Source organism: Mesorhizobium sp. NFR06, from assembly GCF_900115245.1.
Classification (GTDB): Bacteria; Pseudomonadota; Alphaproteobacteria; order Rhizobiales; family Rhizobiaceae; genus Mesorhizobium.
This window is the reverse complement of record NZ_FOVT01000006.1, coordinates 95,197-113,566: the sequence shown is the minus strand read 5'-3', so window position 1 is coordinate 113,566 and position 18,370 is coordinate 95,197. Positions and strand designations below refer to the sequence as shown.

The 18,370-nt window shown below is 62.4% G+C and carries 12 protein-coding genes; 8 read left to right on the top strand and 4 right to left on the bottom strand.

The window, feature by feature from the left end; all coding sequences use genetic code 11:
• Window positions 1-155: 155 nt before the first annotated feature.
• Complete coding sequence (locus F3H96_RS13075) at window positions 156-1,757, top strand: alpha/beta hydrolase (protein WP_149802155.1); 1,602 nt, start codon at window positions 156-158, stop codon at window positions 1,755-1,757.
• Between the two features lie 423 nt (window positions 1,758-2,180).
• Here F3H96_RS13075 and F3H96_RS13070 read toward each other — a convergent pair whose 3' ends face one another.
• The 3 genes from F3H96_RS13070 to F3H96_RS13060 form a co-directional block, all read right to left on the bottom strand.
• Entirely contained in the window at window positions 2,181-2,744 is a 564-nt protein-coding gene (locus F3H96_RS13070; RefSeq protein ID WP_149802154.1) for a DNA-3-methyladenine glycosylase, read from the bottom strand.
• A 48-nt stretch (window positions 2,745-2,792) separates the two neighbouring features.
• Window positions 2,793-3,941: an amidohydrolase gene (locus tag F3H96_RS13065; protein ID WP_149802153.1), complete on the bottom strand. Its 1,149-nt coding sequence runs from the start codon at window positions 3,939-3,941 to the stop codon at window positions 2,793-2,795.
• A gap of 604 nt (window positions 3,942-4,545) precedes the next feature.
• Window positions 4,546-5,490, bottom strand: a complete 945-nt coding sequence (locus F3H96_RS13060) for a GNAT family N-acetyltransferase (protein ID WP_149802152.1) — start codon at window positions 5,488-5,490, stop codon at window positions 4,546-4,548.
• 1,037 nt (window positions 5,491-6,527) lie between these two features.
• Here F3H96_RS13060 and F3H96_RS13055 point away from each other — a divergent pair.
• From F3H96_RS13055 to F3H96_RS13025, 7 genes are all read left to right on the top strand, one after another.
• Window positions 6,528-8,450 carry a GGDEF domain-containing phosphodiesterase gene (locus F3H96_RS13055; protein WP_244619990.1) on the top strand — a complete coding sequence of 641 codons (1,923 nt, stop codon included), beginning with the start codon at window positions 6,528-6,530 and terminating at the stop codon, window positions 8,448-8,450.
• Window positions 8,451-8,562: 112 nt separating this feature from the next.
• Window positions 8,563-10,575: an ABC transporter ATP-binding protein/permease gene (locus F3H96_RS13050; protein ID WP_149802150.1), complete on the top strand. Its 2,013-nt coding sequence runs from the start codon at window positions 8,563-8,565 to the stop codon at window positions 10,573-10,575.
• Between the two features lie 216 nt (window positions 10,576-10,791).
• Complete coding sequence (locus tag F3H96_RS13045; RefSeq protein ID WP_149802149.1) at window positions 10,792-11,199, top strand: DOPA 4,5-dioxygenase family protein; 408 nt, start codon at window positions 10,792-10,794, stop codon at window positions 11,197-11,199.
• Window positions 11,200-11,665: 466 nt separating this feature from the next.
• Window positions 11,666-12,331: a hypothetical protein gene (locus tag F3H96_RS13040; RefSeq protein ID WP_149802148.1), complete on the top strand. Its 666-nt coding sequence runs from the start codon at window positions 11,666-11,668 to the stop codon at window positions 12,329-12,331.
• 94 nt (window positions 12,332-12,425) lie between these two features.
• On the top strand, window positions 12,426-14,996 hold the full coding sequence (locus tag F3H96_RS13035) for an OmpA family protein (protein ID WP_244619989.1): 2,571 nt from the start codon (window positions 12,426-12,428) through the stop codon (window positions 14,994-14,996).
• Window positions 14,997-15,195: 199 nt separating this feature from the next.
• Window positions 15,196-15,690 (top strand): Rab family GTPase, encoded by a 495-nt coding sequence (locus tag F3H96_RS13030; RefSeq protein WP_149802146.1) that lies wholly within the window; start codon window positions 15,196-15,198, stop codon window positions 15,688-15,690.
• 3 nt (window positions 15,691-15,693) lie between these two features.
• A complete protein-coding gene (locus F3H96_RS13025) occupies window positions 15,694-16,764 on the top strand; it encodes an adenylate/guanylate cyclase domain-containing protein (protein WP_149802145.1) in 1,071 nt (356 codons plus the stop codon).
• Between the two features lie 134 nt (window positions 16,765-16,898).
• Here F3H96_RS13025 and F3H96_RS13020 read toward each other — a convergent pair whose 3' ends face one another.
• A complete protein-coding gene (locus tag F3H96_RS13020; RefSeq protein WP_149802144.1) occupies window positions 16,899-18,281 on the bottom strand; it encodes an FAD-binding oxidoreductase in 1,383 nt (460 codons plus the stop codon).
• Between the last annotated feature and the right edge of the window lie 89 nt (window positions 18,282-18,370).

The following is an 18,370-nucleotide window of genomic DNA, read 5'->3' as shown; positions in this document are numbered from 1 at the left end:
AAGTGGGGATACGAACAAGAATTCAAAAATGACAGGGTAAATACTGGCTCGCCATTACAAAATAGCCAATGCGACGGCTTTTGCGTGGCGGGTTGCTTGGGTACTTTGGGCAAGTGCAGCGATTGCTTAGGCATCACTTCACATGAGGGGGATAGATGCTTGTACTTTTATGGCGAATACTCAACAAAGCGGATCATCGGATTCTCTCTCTAGCGATCTCGTCTGTTGTGCTTCTCATTTGCGCGCAGTGCGGGGAGCTTCATGCGGGAGAGTTCAAGAAAGCAAACTGCTGGTTCGAAGTTCCACGGGATCGCACAATGACCTGCGGGACCCTCAATGTGCCTGAAAACCGCAAGAAAAACACCGGCAATCAGGTTGTTCTGTCGGTAGTCGTCTTCGAACCGGACCTTGAACGGCACGAACCTATTGTGTTTCTCACGGGAGGGCCGGGCCAGTCCGCTGACATTGCCAGTAGGAAGGACATTGATGATTGGTGGGAATTTATTGGCGTCCAAAGTTGGATGATTGGGCGCCGAGTGATCGTTGTTGATCAGCGGGGAATTGGTAGATCTGCTCCGACCCTGGACTGTTCTCCGTATTTTGAGCCTGATCACTGGAACGCCATTCTGTCAAATGTACAAGGCGACAACAACTTCGATAACTTACGGAAGAAAGAGGTTATCGCATGCAAGACCGCACTGACCGCAAAGGGGATTGATCTCGAAGCCTATACCACTGAGCAAAACGCAGAGGATATTAATGACATTCGGAATGCTCTCGGGATAGAAAAGTGGATTCTCTATGGTGTATCTTACGGAACAAGACTTGCGTTAGCAGTGATGAATCAGCACCCAGAAGGTATCTCCGCGAGCATATTGGACTCGGTTGTGCCATTGGATATCAATTATCTGAGTGACGACGGTCCAAATCTGGAGCGGTCGCTTCATTTGCTGGAGCGGGATTGCCAGAAAGCAAATAGCTGCATGACGGGCATATCCGATGCGGTTAAGGTCATTGTCAGGCAATTGGATCGGCAACCCATATTGTTGCGTAACGCCAATAAAGAGGCCCGATACACATACGTTTCTGGAGGCGAGTTCCTGGATATAATATTCGGTATGCTTTACGATCGCGAAGACATCGTAATGTTGCCGTATCTTATCGAAAGAACGTATAAGCAAGATTTTAGTCAGCTCGCAGATATAGTTTTCCAGCCGGATGAATTGGACATTTCCCAAGGGATGGACTTCTCCGTAACGTGTTCCGACAATAATCCACCGGATCTGAGCGGCAAGCAGGAGCAATACTGGGCAAAATGGGTCGCATCTGATGACTACTCATGGGCATGTCCACTTTGGATCCTCGAGAAGGGCCCCGCACACCAGAAACAGCCAAGACGCACCGACATACCCACTCTTCTGTTGTCGGGAGAATATGATCCGGCAACGCCAACCGGCTGGGCAAACCACGCGGCCGAAATGCTTCCTTTCGGGCAAGTCGTGGTTTTTCGCGGAATCGGACATGACGTAATAGATTCTGACCCTTGCGGGTCGAAGGTAGCTGCCGATTTCCTTGCAAACCCCAGACGCAAGCTGACGACTGAATGCGTCGACGAGATGGAGGCGCCCGAGTTCGAGAGTCCAGCAGCGAAAATGTGGTCGGAGGCCACGGCACACCGTGCCCGATCGGCGATGACCTCCAAGCAAATCAGATTGCCGTACCGGTCGGGGCACCACGTTTCTACGTCGTCTGAATAGAGGGTGAGGAGGGAGCGAACAATGTTTATGTCACGCCGCACATTGCTTTCCATACTGGGTGCAAGTGTCGTAAGCGCCGCCTTTGGTGGCGTGGTATCGGCCAAAGGCGGCGGCGGCAGGGGCGGCGGCGGTAGGGGATCGGGCCGAGATGGCGCGATGGACACTGGACCCGGAATAGTGCCCAGTGCGGTCAGCGGGACCAACCCCATGCAGGTAAGAACGTTCAGAATTTTCGAAGGCAAGCGATGTCGCGGTGACTATGCGCGGCTTTGCCCAATGAAACCGATGGGCAAATGCGATCTTGAAAGCAAGATCGACCAATTGTCATCTCGCTGCAGAGTTCTCGTCGAGAAGCATCGGTGAAGGCAGCAACGGCCGGGACTAGTCAGGCGCCGTGCTTGGCATGCCGGGCCGCCGCCCCGCTCAGAACTTGCAACTGAGGTAGAGCGACCCGGCGAGTCCGAACCGCCATTCGAAATCCATCGCCTTGGTGAGGCCGATCCGGCGTCCGCTGACGATCGCCGCCGGATCGGTTTCGGAGCGAGCAAATGCGAAAGGCGGCGCGGTCAGCGGCAGCCGGTTGTGCGAGCCGTCGATGGCGAGCGCCTGGCAGAGCTTGCCGGGGCCGGAGCAAAGCAACCTGTCATCATCGCCGCCACGCCGCTCGCGCATCCGCGCGATGCCGAATTGCGGCTGGATCGCGCGAATCAGCACGGCGCTGCCCGGCAGGCAGACCATGTTCAGGCACCAGTGCAGGCCGTAGGAGCGATAGACATAAGCGGTGCCGGGAACCCCGAACATCGGCGCGTTGCGCGGCGTGCGGCCGCGATAGGCATGCGAGGCCGGATCGTCCGGCCGGTAGGCCTCGGTCTCGACGATGATGCCGCCGACCTCGTTCAGCGTAAGCCTCGCGCCGATCAGCGCGCGCGCAACGACGACCGCGTCGCGGGCGAAGAAATCCGGGAGCGAAGCAGTATCAAATAGCATGGCGGTAGGCGCTGTTCGAGCACGCGCCGTGATGATCTTCAACCCACGTCACCCCAGCAGGTTACGCGCCGTGCGCATGAAGATCCGCGAGCCGATCGGGATCAGGTCGTCGGGAAAGTCGTAGTCCGGATTGTGAAGGGAAGGGTGCTTTTCGCCGGCACCGAGGAAGAACATCGCCGATTTGGCGTTGTGGCCGAAGATGCCAAAATCTTCCGAGGCGCGGATCGGCAGGGTCTCTTCGCTGCGCGAAACGCCTTCCTGGTCGAGCGCGCGGTTGAGATGCTCGACCGCGTCCGGCGCATTGACGCTGGCGAGGAAGATCTCATGATAGGCGAAGCGCGCCGATAGACCGTGCCTGGCGGCGATCCCTGTCGCGAGCGCTTCCGCCGCCGCGACCAGTTCGGCCATGCGCTCGTCGCGGCGGGTGCGCAGCGTCGCCCACACTTCCGCAGAGCCGGGCGCAATGCCGAACACCGCTTCGCCCATCGCGCAATGGGTGACGGTCACCATGCCGAAATCGTCGTCGGCGAAGGTGCCGCGCCCGAGCGCGGGCAGCGCCGGCATCAGCTCGCTCACCGCGATCATCGGCGAAGTGCCTGTTTCGGGCATCGAGGAATGCGCGGTCTTGCCGTCGAGCGCGATGCGCATGCCGCGCGAGGCGCAGTTGACGGTGCCGGCTTTCAGCCGCACCTCGCCGAACGGCACCCCCGGCAGGTTGTGCAGCGAAAACGCGAAGTCCGGCGCGATCTCCGAAAAGCGCGGATCGGCGACGACGCCGGCCGCGCCATTGCCGGTTTCCTCCGCCGGCTGGAACATCAGGACGACGCGGCCGCGCGCCGGCCGTTCTCGCCCGAACTGGCGGCCGAGCGCCGCCAGGATCGCGGTGTGCCCGTCATGGCCGCACATATGCGACTTGCCCGGCGCCCGCGAGGCATGCTCGACGCCCGAAAGCTCCTCGATCGGCAGCGCGTCGAGCTCCGAGCGGAACAGCACCGTCGGCCCGGCTTCGCCGCTGTCATAGACCGCCGCCACGCCGTGCCCGCCCAGGCCCGTCAGCACCTTGTCCGGTCCGGTGTCGGCGAGAAAGTTCACCACCTCCCTGGCCGTCTTCTCCTCCTCGTTGGAAATCTCCGGCTGCCGGTGCAGCCTGCGCCGCCATTCGGTGAGCTCGATGAGGTCTCGGTTGGTGAGGGTCATGGGTTGGGGCTCCGATTGGCTTGCCGGTCACACAAACACGATAGGGTTTTTCTCGCGCCGTGCCATGCCGATCAATTCCTGTAGGCCATCGGCGAATTCGCCGCTGTCTGTATCCGCTCGCTCGCCTTCATTCTCCGATTGGATAGCGAGCATAATGGTCGTGGATGAACAGCAGGGCTTTCTTCCACGGATCGCTCAGCTTGAAGTCCCGTCCGCTTCGATGGCCCAAGCGGTACTGACGGTCCATGTCCAAGAACACATTGTGGATCTTCGGAGGCAGCGGCTCGACTGAAGTGATATTGCCTTCGAGCCAGCCGTCGCCGGAAAATGGCGACGCCCGTTTTTCGATCGAACCTACAGGACTGTTGTGTCGTTACCCTGCGCGTGAAAATCGTTGTCTCGTCGACGCTTAGAACGAGGCATACCAGAACCGCTCCACCCGGGCAAACGCCGTGAACTATGTCACCTGGGCCTAGATTGCCGAGGAGTTCTTCTCGGCTCAAATTCTCAAAGACCGGATTGTGATCGCAAGTGGTTTTGGAATTCATTTCGGGCGGCTCCTCATGAGAACCATTTTAGGGCATTGGCAGCGAGATCGTGAGTCTCATCGAACTGTGGCCACCTTCATCTGCGGCAGGTCGCGGCTGATCGGGCGGAAGCCGACGCCGTAATATAGGTTACGGGCGGCCGGATGCGCCGGTGCGCCGCGGCAGGCGACCAGCATGCGTTTGGCGCCGGCCGCCTTGGCCAACCGCATGCCATGCAGCTGCAAGGCTGTACCTAGGCAGCGCAGGCGGAAATCGCGGTGCGTGCCGACCGGCTCGAATTCGGCGGTTTGCGTTAATTCGTCCAGCCAGATGATTGCGGTCGCGGCCAGCGTGCCGTCGGGCGCGGCAATCAGCACATGCAGGTCGGCCCGATATGGCCATATCAGCCGTACGCGCTTGAACGCCGCCTCGTTGAAGCGCGACGACTGCCATGCGTCGCGGTGCGCCTTGACCGCGTCGGCCGCCGAGACGTCGCTGGCGGTCACAAACCTGAACCCCTTGGGCAGCACCGGCTCCGGCACATCCCTCAATTCCCGTATGTTGAACTGCACCCATGAGCCGTCATCCCCTCCGGCTTCCGCATCGAAGGCGTAGCCATGCGCGGCGACGATGGCCTGCGCCTGGAGATCGGCGGATTGCACCGTCAGCAGCCGGTCGGCGTTCCCGGCCACATCGTCATACCAGTCGAGGATTTCGGAAAACAGCTCCGGCCGGTTCGGATGCGTCTGCCAGGTCAGGTTGGCCACCTCGACCTCGAGGATAGTGCCGTCGCCGCGCGGCGCCTGGTGCGGCACGCACGCCCAGCCCCAGGCGGCAAGTCGTTCACCGGCGAACCACAGCCGATGCCTCCAGAACGGACCAAGCACGTCGAAGTCCTTGGCCCAGACCCAGGCCAGCTCGCCGACGGTCGCGTCGCCGTTGAGCAGTTCCGGCCTGAGCGCCGTCACCTCCTGGGCGAGGCCTTGCATCAGCCTCAGTATGGCCGGGCCAGGGGCTTCCATGATTAATCATCCACTCCAACAGTCGGCCGCGCTTTAACTTCCCATGACGAAATGAAATAGCGTATCTCTATTTGACCGCACAGTTGAGCAACGCTTTGGAAGGGTTGATGGGTGATTAAGCGCACTGATGAGGCCTACAGTGCACATATGTGGGCGTATCGCGACCACCTTAGAAGTATAAGCCGTCCCCTGGCGGAAGAGTATATACGCCAGCAAAGCCAGCACGTGTCCAGGGCGATTGAAGAGCTGGCCAACGCCGTTCCAGTTGTTCTGGCCATGGCGCAGCTTCACGACGCGATTCGACACTCGCCCGCGAAAAATTTATGGCCGATCATCCGCGAAACAAAAGGCGTGCTTCTCGTTCGGTCGACCGACGCTGGCCTGGAATGTCCTTGGCCATGGGGCCGCACGAAGAGCGGCAATTTGCGTTACCAAATGCCCGGGCATCTCCTGTTTTCACCGTGGCCGCCAAACTTCCATCGCGGGTTGAGGAGTCGTATGGTCTGGCTTCAGCGAGTTGCGGATCACATAGAGGCTCCGGACGGCTGGAACGATTTCTTGGTCACGCAGCTCCCTCATTGGATTTGGGACGCGATGCTGGGAGCGAAGCGGCTCATTCCCGTGATCCAAGCGTATCAAGGTTTGGCCATGCCCGACACCGCCGCCGCTTTGGACAGGTGGTCCGACGGATCACGTCTCGGCTCGAACGTCACTCTACGGATTTCGCATGGGGTGCTTGTCTACGACGACGGCTCGGATCGTTGCGAAATTGGGATTCCCGAAGCGTTTACAAGGCCTCTCTTCGTCCCGACGACCCCTCACCGGCTGCAACTGCACTTGGTCCGGGCGGCAGGGCGAGCCTATTGTCCATAATCTGTGAACCGTCTTTCGTGAGGTTGCCCCTCGCGCTTGGTTGCGCCGTAAAGCGCTGAAATCCTTAACATGATTTTCACCCCGCTCGCCTAACCAATATGATCATGACGAGGCATGACGAGCGGCTGCTTGCAGGTCCCTCCGCAGAGGGGCGGAGCGAAACCGTGGAAGCGGGCATCCTGCACGATCAGCTTGCTGATCTGTGCAAAGGCGTCTTCATCTCGATGCCGATCGGCACAGTGCTGTCGGCCCTGATCCTGGCGGTGCAGCTTTTGTCGGGCGGCGGCCTTGCCGCGGTGTTGTGGTTTGCCGCGATCGCCCTGATCAATGGCGCGCGCGTGGCGCTTGCCATCGCCCGACCGGACGCGGCCGACGACAGGCCGCAGGCGATCGGCGCCCGGCTTTCCCGCTTTGGCCTGCTGGCGCTGGCCTCGGGCATCGCCTGGTCGTTTCTGGCGCTGCTCAGCGAGGCATACACCACGCCGCAGGCGCCGCTCTATCTCATCGTGCTCGCCGGCACCTCGGCCGGCTCGGTCACCTACGGCACCTCCTATGCGCCGGCCTCGGTCAACTTCGTCACGCTGCCGCTGCTCACCGCCGCCGGCTGCGTGCTGGTGCATGGCGGTGTCGAAAACTACGTGCTCGCCTTCACCATCCTGCTTTTTCTGGGCGGGATGATCAGAAGCGCGCTGCTGGGACAATCCCGCTTCCGCGAGACGAGCCGCCTCAAATACGAGGCGCGCGAGTTCGCCGCCGAGATGGAGCGCAACTCCAGGCGCGATCCGCTGACGAATCTGCTCAACCGCTATGGCCTGGAGCAGGCGATCGCCAGGCTCGGGCTTTCCGAGGGCCCGTTCGTGGCCATGCTGATCGATCTCGACGGCTTCAAATCCGTCAACGACACCTATGGCCACAACATCGGCGACGGCCTTTTGGTCAAGGTTGCGCGGCGGATAGAGGATCACGCGCCGGACGGCGCGACGATCGCGCGCATCGGCGGCGACGAGTTCGTGCTGCTTTTTTCCGCCGGCCGGTCCCGGCAGCGGGCCGGCGAACTCGCATCCGCCATCATCGCTGCCATCGCCAATCCGGATCCGGATTTGAATTCGGTGCGCGTCGGCGCGTCGATCGGCATTTATAAATCGGAAAAGCCGCGCTTGACGGAGATGCTGCTCAAGGCGGATTTCGCGCTCTACGCGGCCAAGCGCGGCGGCAGGAACGAATATTGCCTGTTCGACGGCGAACTCGACAACGCGCTTGAACGCAAGAACTGCATCGAGCGCGACCTGCGCGGCGCCATCGAGGCGGGCCGGCTCTGCTCGTGGTTCCAGCCGCTGGTGCGGCTGGATGACAACGCGGTCGTCGGCTTCGAGGCGCTGCTGCGCTGGCACCATGACGTCCATGGCGCCATCTCGCCGCCCGAGATCGTCACCGCCGCGCGCGAAACCGGCCTGCTTTCCCTGCTGACGGAGACGGTGTTTCTCAATTGCTGCACCATGATCGGGGAACTGGTGCGACATGGACGCCAGGATGTCCGCGTCGCGATGAACCTTTCGCCGCGCGAGCTCGAGGCCGGCAATGTCGACGACATGATCCTGGACGGCCTGAAGGCGAGGAACGTGCCCGCCGCGATGCTCGAGATCGAGATCACCGAAGAGGCGCCGGTCGACCGCGACCGGGTCGACGAAAAGGTCGGGCGCCTGGCGGATGCGGGCATATCGATCGTCCTGGACGATTTCGGCACCGGCTTTTCGACCCTGGCTTCGCTGAAGGACAGCCGCATCCGCAAGATCAAGATCGACAAGGACTTCGTGCGCGACCTGGCGAAATCCGTGGACGACCAGGCCCTCGTCGAGATGGTCATCGGCCTCGGCCGGACGCTGGGCATCGAGGTGATGGCCGAGGGCGTCGAGACCGACGCCGATCGCATGATCCTGCGCTCGCTGGGCTGTCTGATCGCGCAGGGATATCTTTTCTCGGCAGCACTTCCGATGCGCGACGCGCTCGCCTTCGACGCGGCCGGGAGTTCGGTCGCCGAGGCCTTCTTCGAGCCGCCGCGCGGTTCCCAGAGCGGCAACGCCGCCTGATCGCTCCTTCCCGGAGCGGGGCCACCCGGCTGGGAGGATCAGCCCCGAAGTGGCCGGCAGCCGCGCCGGCGGCACCCATGAAACTTTTTGATTGGCAGGCCGTTGTCGCGCGATGCCCCCGGCCGAGCCCAAACCGAAACCGAATTCGCGCCACGATGAGCCGCGCCAGGTGAAACCGCGCGACCAGCCGGCAGGCGACAAGCCTGGAGAAGAAAGAACGCCGCCCGCCGAAGCCGCCTCCGAAGTCGTCGGCGAGGCCGCGCCGCCGCCGGAAGCCGTGCAACCGGATCTGCAGCTTACGCCGCAGGAGGCCGAGCGGGCGCGCAAGAAATATCTGCTGCGGCGTTTCTGGATCAGCGGGCGCGGCTATTGGGGCCTGCGCGGCGACAGGCTCGCCTGGCCGCTGACGATCGGGCTGCTCGTGCTGATCTGCGTCAATGTCGGCTTCCAGTACGGCATCAACCGCTGGAACCGCGCGATCTTCGACGCCATCGAGCAGCGCGACGCCCACACCGTCTATGTCTTGAGCGCCATCTTCCTGCCGCTGGTCGCCGGCAGCATCAGCCTGGTGGTCGCCCAGGTTTACCTGCGCATGACCATGCAGCGCCGCTGGCGCTCCTGGCTGGCCACCGCCGTCATCGCGCGCTGGCTGGCCAGCGGCCGCTATTACCAGCTCAACCTCGTCAAGGGCGACCACGCCAACCCGGAGGCCCGCCTGACCGAGGATCTGCGCATCGCCACGGAATCGCCCGTCGATTTCGTCGCCGGCGTCCTCAACGCCTTCCTGTCGGCCTCGACCTTCATCGTGGTGCTGTGGACCATCGGCGGCGCGCTGAGTTTTACCCTCGGCGGCTCCACCGTCACCGTGCCCGGCTTCCTCGTCGTCACCGCGGTCATCTATGCGGCCATCACCTCGACCTCGATGTTCGCTATCGGCCGCCGCTTCGTCCAGCTTTCCGAGGACAAGAACCAGGCCGAGGCCGAGTTCCGCTACGTGCTGACGCGCGTGCGCGAAAACGGCGAGAGCATCGCGCTGCTCGGCGGCGAGGAGGAGGAGAACGCCGGCATCGACCGCACTTTCGCCGGCGTGCTCGGCCGCTGGGCGCGGCTCACCGGCCAGCACATGCGCACGGCACTTGTCTCGCAAGGCTCCAGCCTGTTCGCGCCGGTCGTGCCGGTGCTCTTGTGCGCGCCGAAATTCCTCGACGGCTCGATGTCGCTGGGCCAGGTGATGCAGGCGGCTTCCGCCTTCGCCATCGTGCAGGGCGCCTTCGGCTGGCTGGTCGACAATTATCCGCGCCTTGCCGACTGGAACGCGTCTGCCCACCGCATCGCCTCGCTGATGATGTCGCTCGACGGGCTGGAGCGCGCCGAGATGAACGACAGGCTGGGCCGCATCCAGCGCGGCAAGACCGAAGACGGCGCCATGCTGAGCCTCGACAATCTCTCCGTGACGCTTGACGACGGCACCTCCGTGGTGAAGGAAACCGAGGTCGCGATCGAGCCCGCCGAGCGTGTGCTGGTGTCGGGCGAATCCGGCTCGGGCAAGTCGACGCTGGTGCGCGCCATCGCCGGCCTCTGGCCCTGGGGCAGCGGCAGGGTCGATTTCCACCCAGGCAAGCGGCTGTTCATGCTGCCGCAGCGTCCCTACATCCCGTCCGGCACGCTGCGCCGCGCCACCGCCTATCCCGCCGCCGCCGACAACTGGGAGACGAAGGCGATCGACGCCGCCCTCGACAAGGTCGGCCTCGGCTACCTGAAGGACCGGCTGGAGGAAGAGGCGCCCTGGGACCAGACGCTGTCAGGCGGCGAGAAGCAGCGCCTCGCCTTCGCCCGCCTGCTGCTGCACGCGCCCGACATCGTCGTGCTCGACGAGGCCACCTCGGCGCTGGACGAGAAGAGCCAGGACAAGATGATGCAGACGGTGATCCGGGAACTGCCGAAGGTCACCATCATCAGCGTCGCCCACCGCGCCGAGCTGGAAGCGTTCCACACCCGCAAGATCACGCTGGAGCGGCGCGAGGGCGGGGCACGGCTGGTCAGCGACGTCGCGCTGATCCCGCGCAAGCGCAGCCTGCTCAAGCGCGCCCTGTGGGGCAGTGGCCGGCGACGGGTCGAGCGGTGAGCGCGGCCGTTCCGGCGACCGGGCAGGACGATCGCGCATAGCGCAATGGCGGGCCAGCGCTGCCCGATGCGATTGCCTTCGCCCGCAGGGCACGAGCCAGGCAGCGGCATCCCTGTGATCTGCACCGTCGCGGACACCGCGCCGATGCAGACAAAGCCTTCGTCCATCGGCTACATTCCAAGACAGCCACCGGATAGGAACATCGGGAGCATCGCGATGAACGACGTCAGGACGCTTTCGGAGATCGCCAGCTATCACGCCCATGTCTACTATGCCGGGCCCGGTGAGCGGCAGCGCGCCGAATGGCTGCGCCAGCGCATCGCGGAGCGCTTCCGCGTGCGCCTGGGCAATTGGCGCGACGAGCCGGTCGGCCCGCATGAGCAGGCGATGTACCAGGTCTCCTTCGCGACCGAAATTTTCGCCACGCTGGTGCCGTGGCTGATGCTCAACCACGGGGGCTTGAGCATCCTCATCCACCCCAACACCACCAACCCCAAGCGCGACCATCTGGTCGACCCGATCTGGATCGGCCGGCAGCTGGCGGTGAAGGGGGAGGTGCTCGGCGACGAGGATGAGGCGGAGGCGGCGCTGGAGGTGAATACCGAGCCGACGCTGGGGGCGTAGGGGCGATCGGCAAGGCGCGGCTCGGCCCGGGAATATCGCGTTTGCCCGCAGCCGTGCCCAAGCGCGCATGAGTGGGCCGCTCCGCGCCGCATGTCGGCCGTCGAAACACAGACCTGTCCGATCCCGTTAAGCAGGCGTTCGCACCTCAAAGCGCGGCGGGTTGAAGCGCAGTCAGGCGACGCGCTTGGATATTTGTTTTGATGCGTGTCGAAGTCCAGAACCGCCGCGCGCTCCTGAGCGACATGCACCAGGCCGCGCCGCCTTGCCACCGCCGCCATTCGATTTCTGGCCCTGCGGTTGAACGCAGGCATGCCGTGCGCGCGCAGATTGATTCGACGGCCGGGCGCTGACACTCGATTTGGCTTCAGTCAAGCAGATAGCGGCTTGCGGGTTGCATCATTTGCTGACATTCTCACATGTTTATGAATGTGCACTTTGGCAAGTGCTCAAACAGAGGGGCATAGGGATGGCAAAAGAAACTTCGAATACCGCGTCTTCCGAAAGGAAAGCGGAGGCAAACCTGACTGGCAATACAGAAGGAAACGGTCTGAACTTTATGGCGGTCCAGGGTCGTGAGGGCGGAGCCCCCAGCGACGCCGTGGGTGTCGACAAGATACGCGACCTGCTGTTCGGCAACCAGATGCAGGACTACGATCGCCGCTTTTCCAAGCTTGAAGAACGGGTCTTGCAGCGCTTCAAGGATGTCGAATCCGAGGCCAAGCGCAATCTTGAAACGTACGAGTCGAACGCCAAGAAGCAGGTTGACTCGCTCGCGACGCAATTGCGCAACGAAAAAGATGCGCGAGCCGAGGGCGACAAGGAGATCGACCGGAATCTTCGCGAGCAAAATCAGGCGCTTGAAAAGCAGGTGCGCGCGCTGTCGGATCAATTGAGCGAGCTCGAGCGCGAAGTTGCCGACCGGATCAATCGAAACGATCATTTGCTGCGTGAGGAAATCAAGCAAAGGATCGAAAGCGTTCAGATGCTGATAGAGAAGGTGTTTTCCGATCTCAGCAACGTCAAGACCGACCGAAATCTTTTGGCCGGCTTGTTTGTCGAGGTCGCAAAATGTCTCAATCAGGATCCCGTCGGCAGCAAGAGCAACTCGGAGCGTGGCTGGAAAGTGAGTTGATCGGAACTTGACGTCAACCGTCGACCCAGTCAGCCTTCCAAAAAAAGCAGCTTCGACCGATACAGGAATTGATCGCGAGGCTCTTGCTAAGCTTTTGGTCGAGATAGCCCGGAACGTCGATCCGGACTATCGCGCGCGCTTCGAGGCGGTTCCAACCGCCGACCCTCGCATGGAAACGCTGCGCCAGCTGCTGGTCGGCCGCGAGATCTCGGAGCTTTCACGCGTTACCGAGCTGCTGGACGAACCGGCGCAGCTTGCGACGGCGGTGGGCGGCGTTCTTCCCAGTGCGGCCGCCCAAGCGCCGCATGCGCAGCTCGGCGAGGCCCTGGCGCCGGCCGTCGAGCGGGCCGTGCAGCGCTCGATCCAGAAGAGCCCGCGCACGCTGACGGATATATTGTACCCGGTGTTTCTGCCGGCAATTCGCAAGTCGATCGGCGAAAAGATCGACCAGACCTTTCAGTCGCTGAATGAAACTCTACGACATATATTCACCTGGCATGGTCTCAAGTGGAGAGTGGAAGCTTGGAGAACCGGTGCCAGCTTCTCGGAAGTCGTTCTGAAGCATTCTCTCGTCTATCGCGTAGAGCATGTCTTTCTCATCAATCGCAATTCCGGACTCTTGATAGCGCATGTAACGGCCGACAACGCAACGAGCGAAGATCCCCAGCTTATTTCTTCGATGCTCAGCGCAATTCAAGATTTCGTGAAGGATTCATTCAACGAGAAAGAACAGAGCGGCCTGGACACGATCCGCTTTGGCGAACTCCGTCTCTGGTCGGAAGTCGGACCGCTTGCCACCCTGGTTGCGGTGATCCGGGGAAATCCGCCGGAGGAACTGCATGAGATATTTCGCGACGTATTGCTTCGCATCCACGACGAAAGCTCGGAGGTTTTAGAGCAGTTTGACGGCGACACCTCGCAGCTGTTCGGCATCGAGGCGCGGCTGCAGACCTGCGTCGAGCTGAAGCAGGAGGATACGAACCAGGGATTTCCATGGCTGGTGCTGGCGCTGGTCCTGCTGCTTTTGGTTCCGGTGGGCGCCTGGTTCTTTTTTTCCTGGCAATCCGGGCAGCGCTGGCAAACCTATGTGTCGCGACTGGAGGCCCAGCCGGGCATCATCGTTGCCGAGCAAAAGATACGCGGTGGCCAATTCTATGTTGCCGGCCTGCGCGACCCGCTGGCCGTCGACCCGCAGGCGCTGTTGTCGGGAACCGAGGTCGATCCCGCCCGCGTCCATGCGCAGTGGCAATCCTATGAGAGCCTCGAGCCTCAATTCGTGTTGAAGCGGCTGACGGCGTCGCTGGCGCCGCCGGATACGGTGCGGCTTTCGGTCGTCAAGGATCGCATCGTCGCCGAGGGCGAGGCCACCGACACCTGGATCGAAAAGGCGCGCGCCGCCGCCCGGCAGCTTTCGGCCGGCGGGCCGGTGTTCGACGTCTCCGGCGTCCGCGACGTCAGCCCCGAAGCCCGCGCGGCCGAGCGCTGGCAGGCCTATGTGTCGCGACTGGAGACGCAGCCTGGCATCATCGTTGCCGAGCAAAAGATACGCGACGGCCAGTTCTATGTCGCCGGCCTGCGCGACCCGCTGGCCGCCGATCCGCAGTCGCTGTTGTCGGGAACCGAGGTCGATCCCGCCCGCGTCCATGCGCAATGGCAATCCTATCAGAGCCTCGAGCCTCGCTTCGTGTTGAAGCGGCTGGCGGCGTCGCTGGCGCCGCCGGATACGGTGCGGCTCTCGGTCGTCGACGATCGCATCGTTGCCGAGGGCGAGGCCACCGACACCTGGATCGACAACGCGCGGGCCGCCGCTCGCCAGCTTTCGGCGGGCGGGCCGGTGTTCGATGTCTCCGGCGTCCGCGACGTCAGCCCCGAGGCACGCGAGGCCGAGCGCTGGCAGGCCTATGTGTCGCGACTGGGAAGACAGCCGGGCATCGTCGTTGCCGAGCAAAGGATACGCGACGGGCAATTCTATATTGCCGGCCTGCGCGACCCGCTTGGCGTCGACCCGCAGTCGCTTTTGTTGGGTACGCGGCTCGATCCTGCCCGCGTCCATGCGCAGTGGCAATTCTACCAGAGCCTTGAGCCGGAGTTCGTGCTGAAGCGGCTGACCGCCTCGCTGGCGCCGCCCGATACGGTGCGGCTTACGATCGTCAAGGATCGCATCGTGGCCGAAGGCGAGGCCACCGCCACGTGGATCAACCGGGCGCGGGCCGCCGCCCAGCAGCTTGCCGCGGACGGCGTGGCCATGGATGTCTCGCAGCTGCAGGAGCTCAACCTTGCCGAGCTCAATCAGTTGAAAGCGGCCATCCAGGGAACCGACATCTTCTTCTATTCCGGCAAGGCCTTGCCGGGACCCGAGCAGACGCCGGTTCTCGACAGGTTGGCGGAACAACTCAAGGAATTCGCCCAGGGCGCCCGCAAGTCGGGCGTGACGGCCCGGTTCATGCTGACCGGCCATTCCGACGCCACGGGCCGCGAGACGGCCAACGTGTCGATCAGCGCCGCCCGCGCCGAGGCGGTTCGCGCGCTTCTCAACAAGCGCGGCGTGGCTCCCGAACTGCTGCTGGTTCGGGGTGCCGGCACCTTCGAGCCGGTGGTGCCTGAAAATAGTCGAACTGGTAGCTCCACCAATCGTCGGGTTTCGGTTACGGTGAACCTGGAATAGGGCATGATGCCGAAAAGTGTGAGGCGGGTTTCGCACGACATCATGCTTTGTTTCTGTGATTTGGAGCCGGATTCGGAATTCATCCGGTTCTAGAGCAATTCCAGGAAAAGTGTGACACGGTTTTCCGCCAGGAATTGCGTCAAAACAAAGAGATGGAGCGTTTCGCCGTTTCCGGTGAAATGCTCTAGCGGGGCTCGGGATGTTGCAAAAAAAGATCTGCATGCTGGGCGGCTTCTCGGTCGGCAAGACGAGCCTGGTGCGCAGGTTCGTGCAAAGCATCTTCTCGGAAACCTATTTGACCACGGTGGGCGTGAAGATCGACAAGAAGAGCGTCGTGCTCCCGGACAAGACAGTGGATCTGATCTTGTGGGATCTGGCCGGCGAGGACGATATCGGCTCGTTCCGCGTCAGCTATGTGCGGGGGGCGACCGGGCTCGTGCTCGTCGTCGATGGAACCCGCGCCGCCACGCTTGCCGCGGCGCTGACGCTGCGCGAGCGGGTCGAGGCCGAATTCGGCGCCATGCCGTTCGTGCTGCTGTTCAACAAGTCCGACCTGGTCGACAAGTGGGTAATACCGGATAGCGAGATCGACGACCTGAGGCAACGTGGATGGCAGGTCTATCTGACGAGCGCGCTCACGGGTGAGCATGTCGATGACGCGTTTCTTCAGCTTGCCACGATGGTCACCAAATAGACCATGCATAGATTGCCGAAAGAAGTCAGGGGCTGGATTTACGATTTCTTCTACAGCGGCCACTCTATCGCATACCTGAAAATCGATGCCGAGCTTCGCGTAGCCGCGAAGGGCGGCAACCTCGACCATTATGGACTGTCGTCGCTTCGCATCGGCAAGCCCATCGCCGAGCAGCTAGAGGTCATGGAAGGTTTGCTGCCTTGCCCCGAGCTGCCCTTTCATATGGGCATGCTCGAGCTGCCCGGCGGGCGTGTCGCGGACCTGCATTTCTTTGCCGACGATGCCAGTGTGTGGCTGCTCTTCCTCGACGCCACCGCCGAACGCGACAACAAGCAGCGGCTGCAGCAGAAGGCCTATGAGATGACGCTGCTGCAGGAGCGGGAGCGTCAACTCAACGAGCAATTGCAAGCGACGAACGAGGCGTTGAGGCAAAGCCAGGAGGCATTGTCGCGTGAATACCAGCGCGCCGAAGCCCTGCTCCTCAACATCCTGCCGGCGTCGATCGCCGAGCGGCTGAAGGCGCACGAGAAAATCGCCGACAACCACGCGGAGGTTAGCGTGCTTTTCGCCGACATCGTCGGCTTCACGGAAGGCGCGCGCAGCGTCGGACCGGTGACGACGCTCGCCATTTTGAATTACTTCTTCAAGGCGGCGGACCGGCTCGCGGAGAAATACGGCTGCGAGAAGATCAAGACGATCGGCGATTGCGTCATGGTGGTCGCCGGCCTGCCCACCGCGCGAGCCGATCATGCGCAGGCCTTGGCGCGCTATGCGCTGGAACTGCGCAAGGCGGGCAGCCGCGAACGCTTCGCCGGCGAACCGCTGAGGCTCAGGATTGGCATTCACTCAGGCCCGATCGTCGCCGGCGTCATCGGCAAGAGGCGGTTCGCCTATGACCTGTGGGGCGAGACCGTCAACCTCGCCGCGCGCATTCAAACCTCCGCCGAGCCCGACGAAATCCGCATTTCGGATGCGACCTACCAACTGCTTGGACCGGGTTTCGTCTGCGACCCGCTCGCCGAAACCGAATTGCGCGGCACAGGCCGCGTGCGCATGTGGCGGCTGCCAGCCTGAGGCGCGATTAGCCGGTCGGCCCGCACCAGCAGGTCATGTACCAGGTCTCCTTCGCCACCGAAACTAAGATACTTCTAATTTAAGGCGGGTCACTTAGGAATGTGACGCCGGTCCGCCCGACAAGCGGCCGCCCGTCAGGCAGCCGGCCGAATGTTTTGGTTCACCCGGAAGAGATTGTTCGGGTCGTATGTCTTCTTCAGCCTAGCCAGGCGCTCGTAGTTGTCGCCATAGGCAGCCTTGAGCCTTGCATCGCCCTCGTCATCCATCATGAAGTTCAGGTAGGCGCCACCCAGATCGAATGGATGCACCGCCTCCCAATAGGCCTTGGTCCAGCGCGTCACCGGCCCCGCTTTCTGTGGGTCCGGATCGATCCCTGCGATAACCATCGACCAAGTCGCATCACGGCAATTCCAGGCCGTCTCGTCTTTGCCGATGCGATGGACGGCGCCATCGATCGGATAGAGATGCATGAGCGATAGCTCGCTCGGCGTCTTCGCCGCCTGCTTGAGATGAGCGTCAATCGCCGCGTCAGACAGTGTCTTGACGAAATCGCCCCGCCAATACCACTGCATCCCCTTCGGGTAGAGCCCGTCGAACATGCTCTGCACGGCGGGATAGGGCATCGTTCCCATCCAGTTGAACCAAGGCGCAGGGAGCGCATCGATGAGCGGGGCTAGCGCCTCTCTACCCTTTTCCTCCGGACCGCTATAGCAACACATCAGGAGACACATCCGCTTTCCCCAAAACTCTTCCGGAAACGGCGCGCTCGAGAGGATCGTCTTGAGCCCGAGGAAGATCCCGAGTTCCTCGGGCGCGTCCGGCAGGAACTCGCGATAACGCTGCATGATGGTGCGGGCGTGTTGTTGATCAAATGCGATCGGCCCCGCAAAGACCATGTTGACCCGGTGAAGCTGGAACACAAAACTGGTGACGACGCCGAAATTGCCGCCACCGCCACGCAGCGCCCAGAACAGGTTGGGGTCCCGTTCCTTGCTGGTGGTGACGAAGCTTCCGTCGGCAAGCACGACATCGGCCTCGATCAGATTGTCGATGGTCAGACCGTATTTGCGCGTCAGATAGCCGTGGCCGCCACTCAGCGTCAGTCCGGCGATCCCAGTGGTCGAGATGATGCCCGCCGGGACAGCCAACCCAAAGGCATGGGTGGCGTGGTCGACGTCGCCCTGAGTGCAGCCCGCGCCTACCCGCGCCGTACAGGCGTCCGGATCGACGCGCACGCCGTTCATCGCCGACAGGTCGATCACCAGACCGTCGTCGCAGCTCCCTAAACCCGGTCCGTTATGGCCGCCGCCACGTACCGCAACCAGCAACTTGTTGTCGCGACCGAAATTCACCGCTGTGATCACGTCGGCGACGTCGACGCAGCGGGCGATGACAAGCGGTCGCTTGTCGATCATGCCGTTGTAGAGCTTGCGGGCCTCGTCATAGTTCGCGTCGCCGGTGCGGATGACTTCGCCCCGCAGGCTTTCTGCGAATTTGGTGATGTCTTCGTCGTTCATGGCATTCCTCCCTACCGAACCTGTCGGCCGGTCGAGGGACGCTAGCCCATCCGGTGCTCGCGAAAATGTCACATCGTCCAATTCTGTTG

Excerpts from the sequence above, each read along its gene's own strand:
- F3H96_RS13070 (WP_149802154.1), bottom strand. The coding sequence starts at position 2,744 with ATGCTATTTGATACTGCTTCGCTCCCGGATTTCTTCGCCCGCGACGCG.
- F3H96_RS13045 (WP_149802149.1), top strand. The coding sequence starts at position 10,792 with ATGAACGACGTCAGGACGCTTTCGGAGATCGCCAGCTATCACGCCCAT.
- F3H96_RS13060 (WP_149802152.1), bottom strand. The coding sequence starts at position 5,490 with ATGGAAGCCCCTGGCCCGGCCATACTGAGGCTGATGCAAGGCCTCGCC.
- F3H96_RS13075 (WP_149802155.1), top strand. The coding sequence starts at position 156 with ATGCTTGTACTTTTATGGCGAATACTCAACAAAGCGGATCATCGGATT.
- F3H96_RS13065 (WP_149802153.1), bottom strand. The coding sequence starts at position 3,941 with ATGACCCTCACCAACCGAGACCTCATCGAGCTCACCGAATGGCGGCGC.
- F3H96_RS13050 (WP_149802150.1), top strand. The coding sequence starts at position 8,563 with ATGCCCCCGGCCGAGCCCAAACCGAAACCGAATTCGCGCCACGATGAG.
- F3H96_RS13020 (WP_149802144.1), bottom strand. The coding sequence starts at position 18,281 with ATGAACGACGAAGACATCACCAAATTCGCAGAAAGCCTGCGGGGCGAA.
- F3H96_RS13025 (WP_149802145.1), top strand. The coding sequence starts at position 15,694 with ATGCATAGATTGCCGAAAGAAGTCAGGGGCTGGATTTACGATTTCTTC.
- F3H96_RS13040 (WP_149802148.1), top strand. The coding sequence starts at position 11,666 with ATGGCAAAAGAAACTTCGAATACCGCGTCTTCCGAAAGGAAAGCGGAG.
- F3H96_RS13030 (WP_149802146.1), top strand. The coding sequence starts at position 15,196 with ATGTTGCAAAAAAAGATCTGCATGCTGGGCGGCTTCTCGGTCGGCAAG.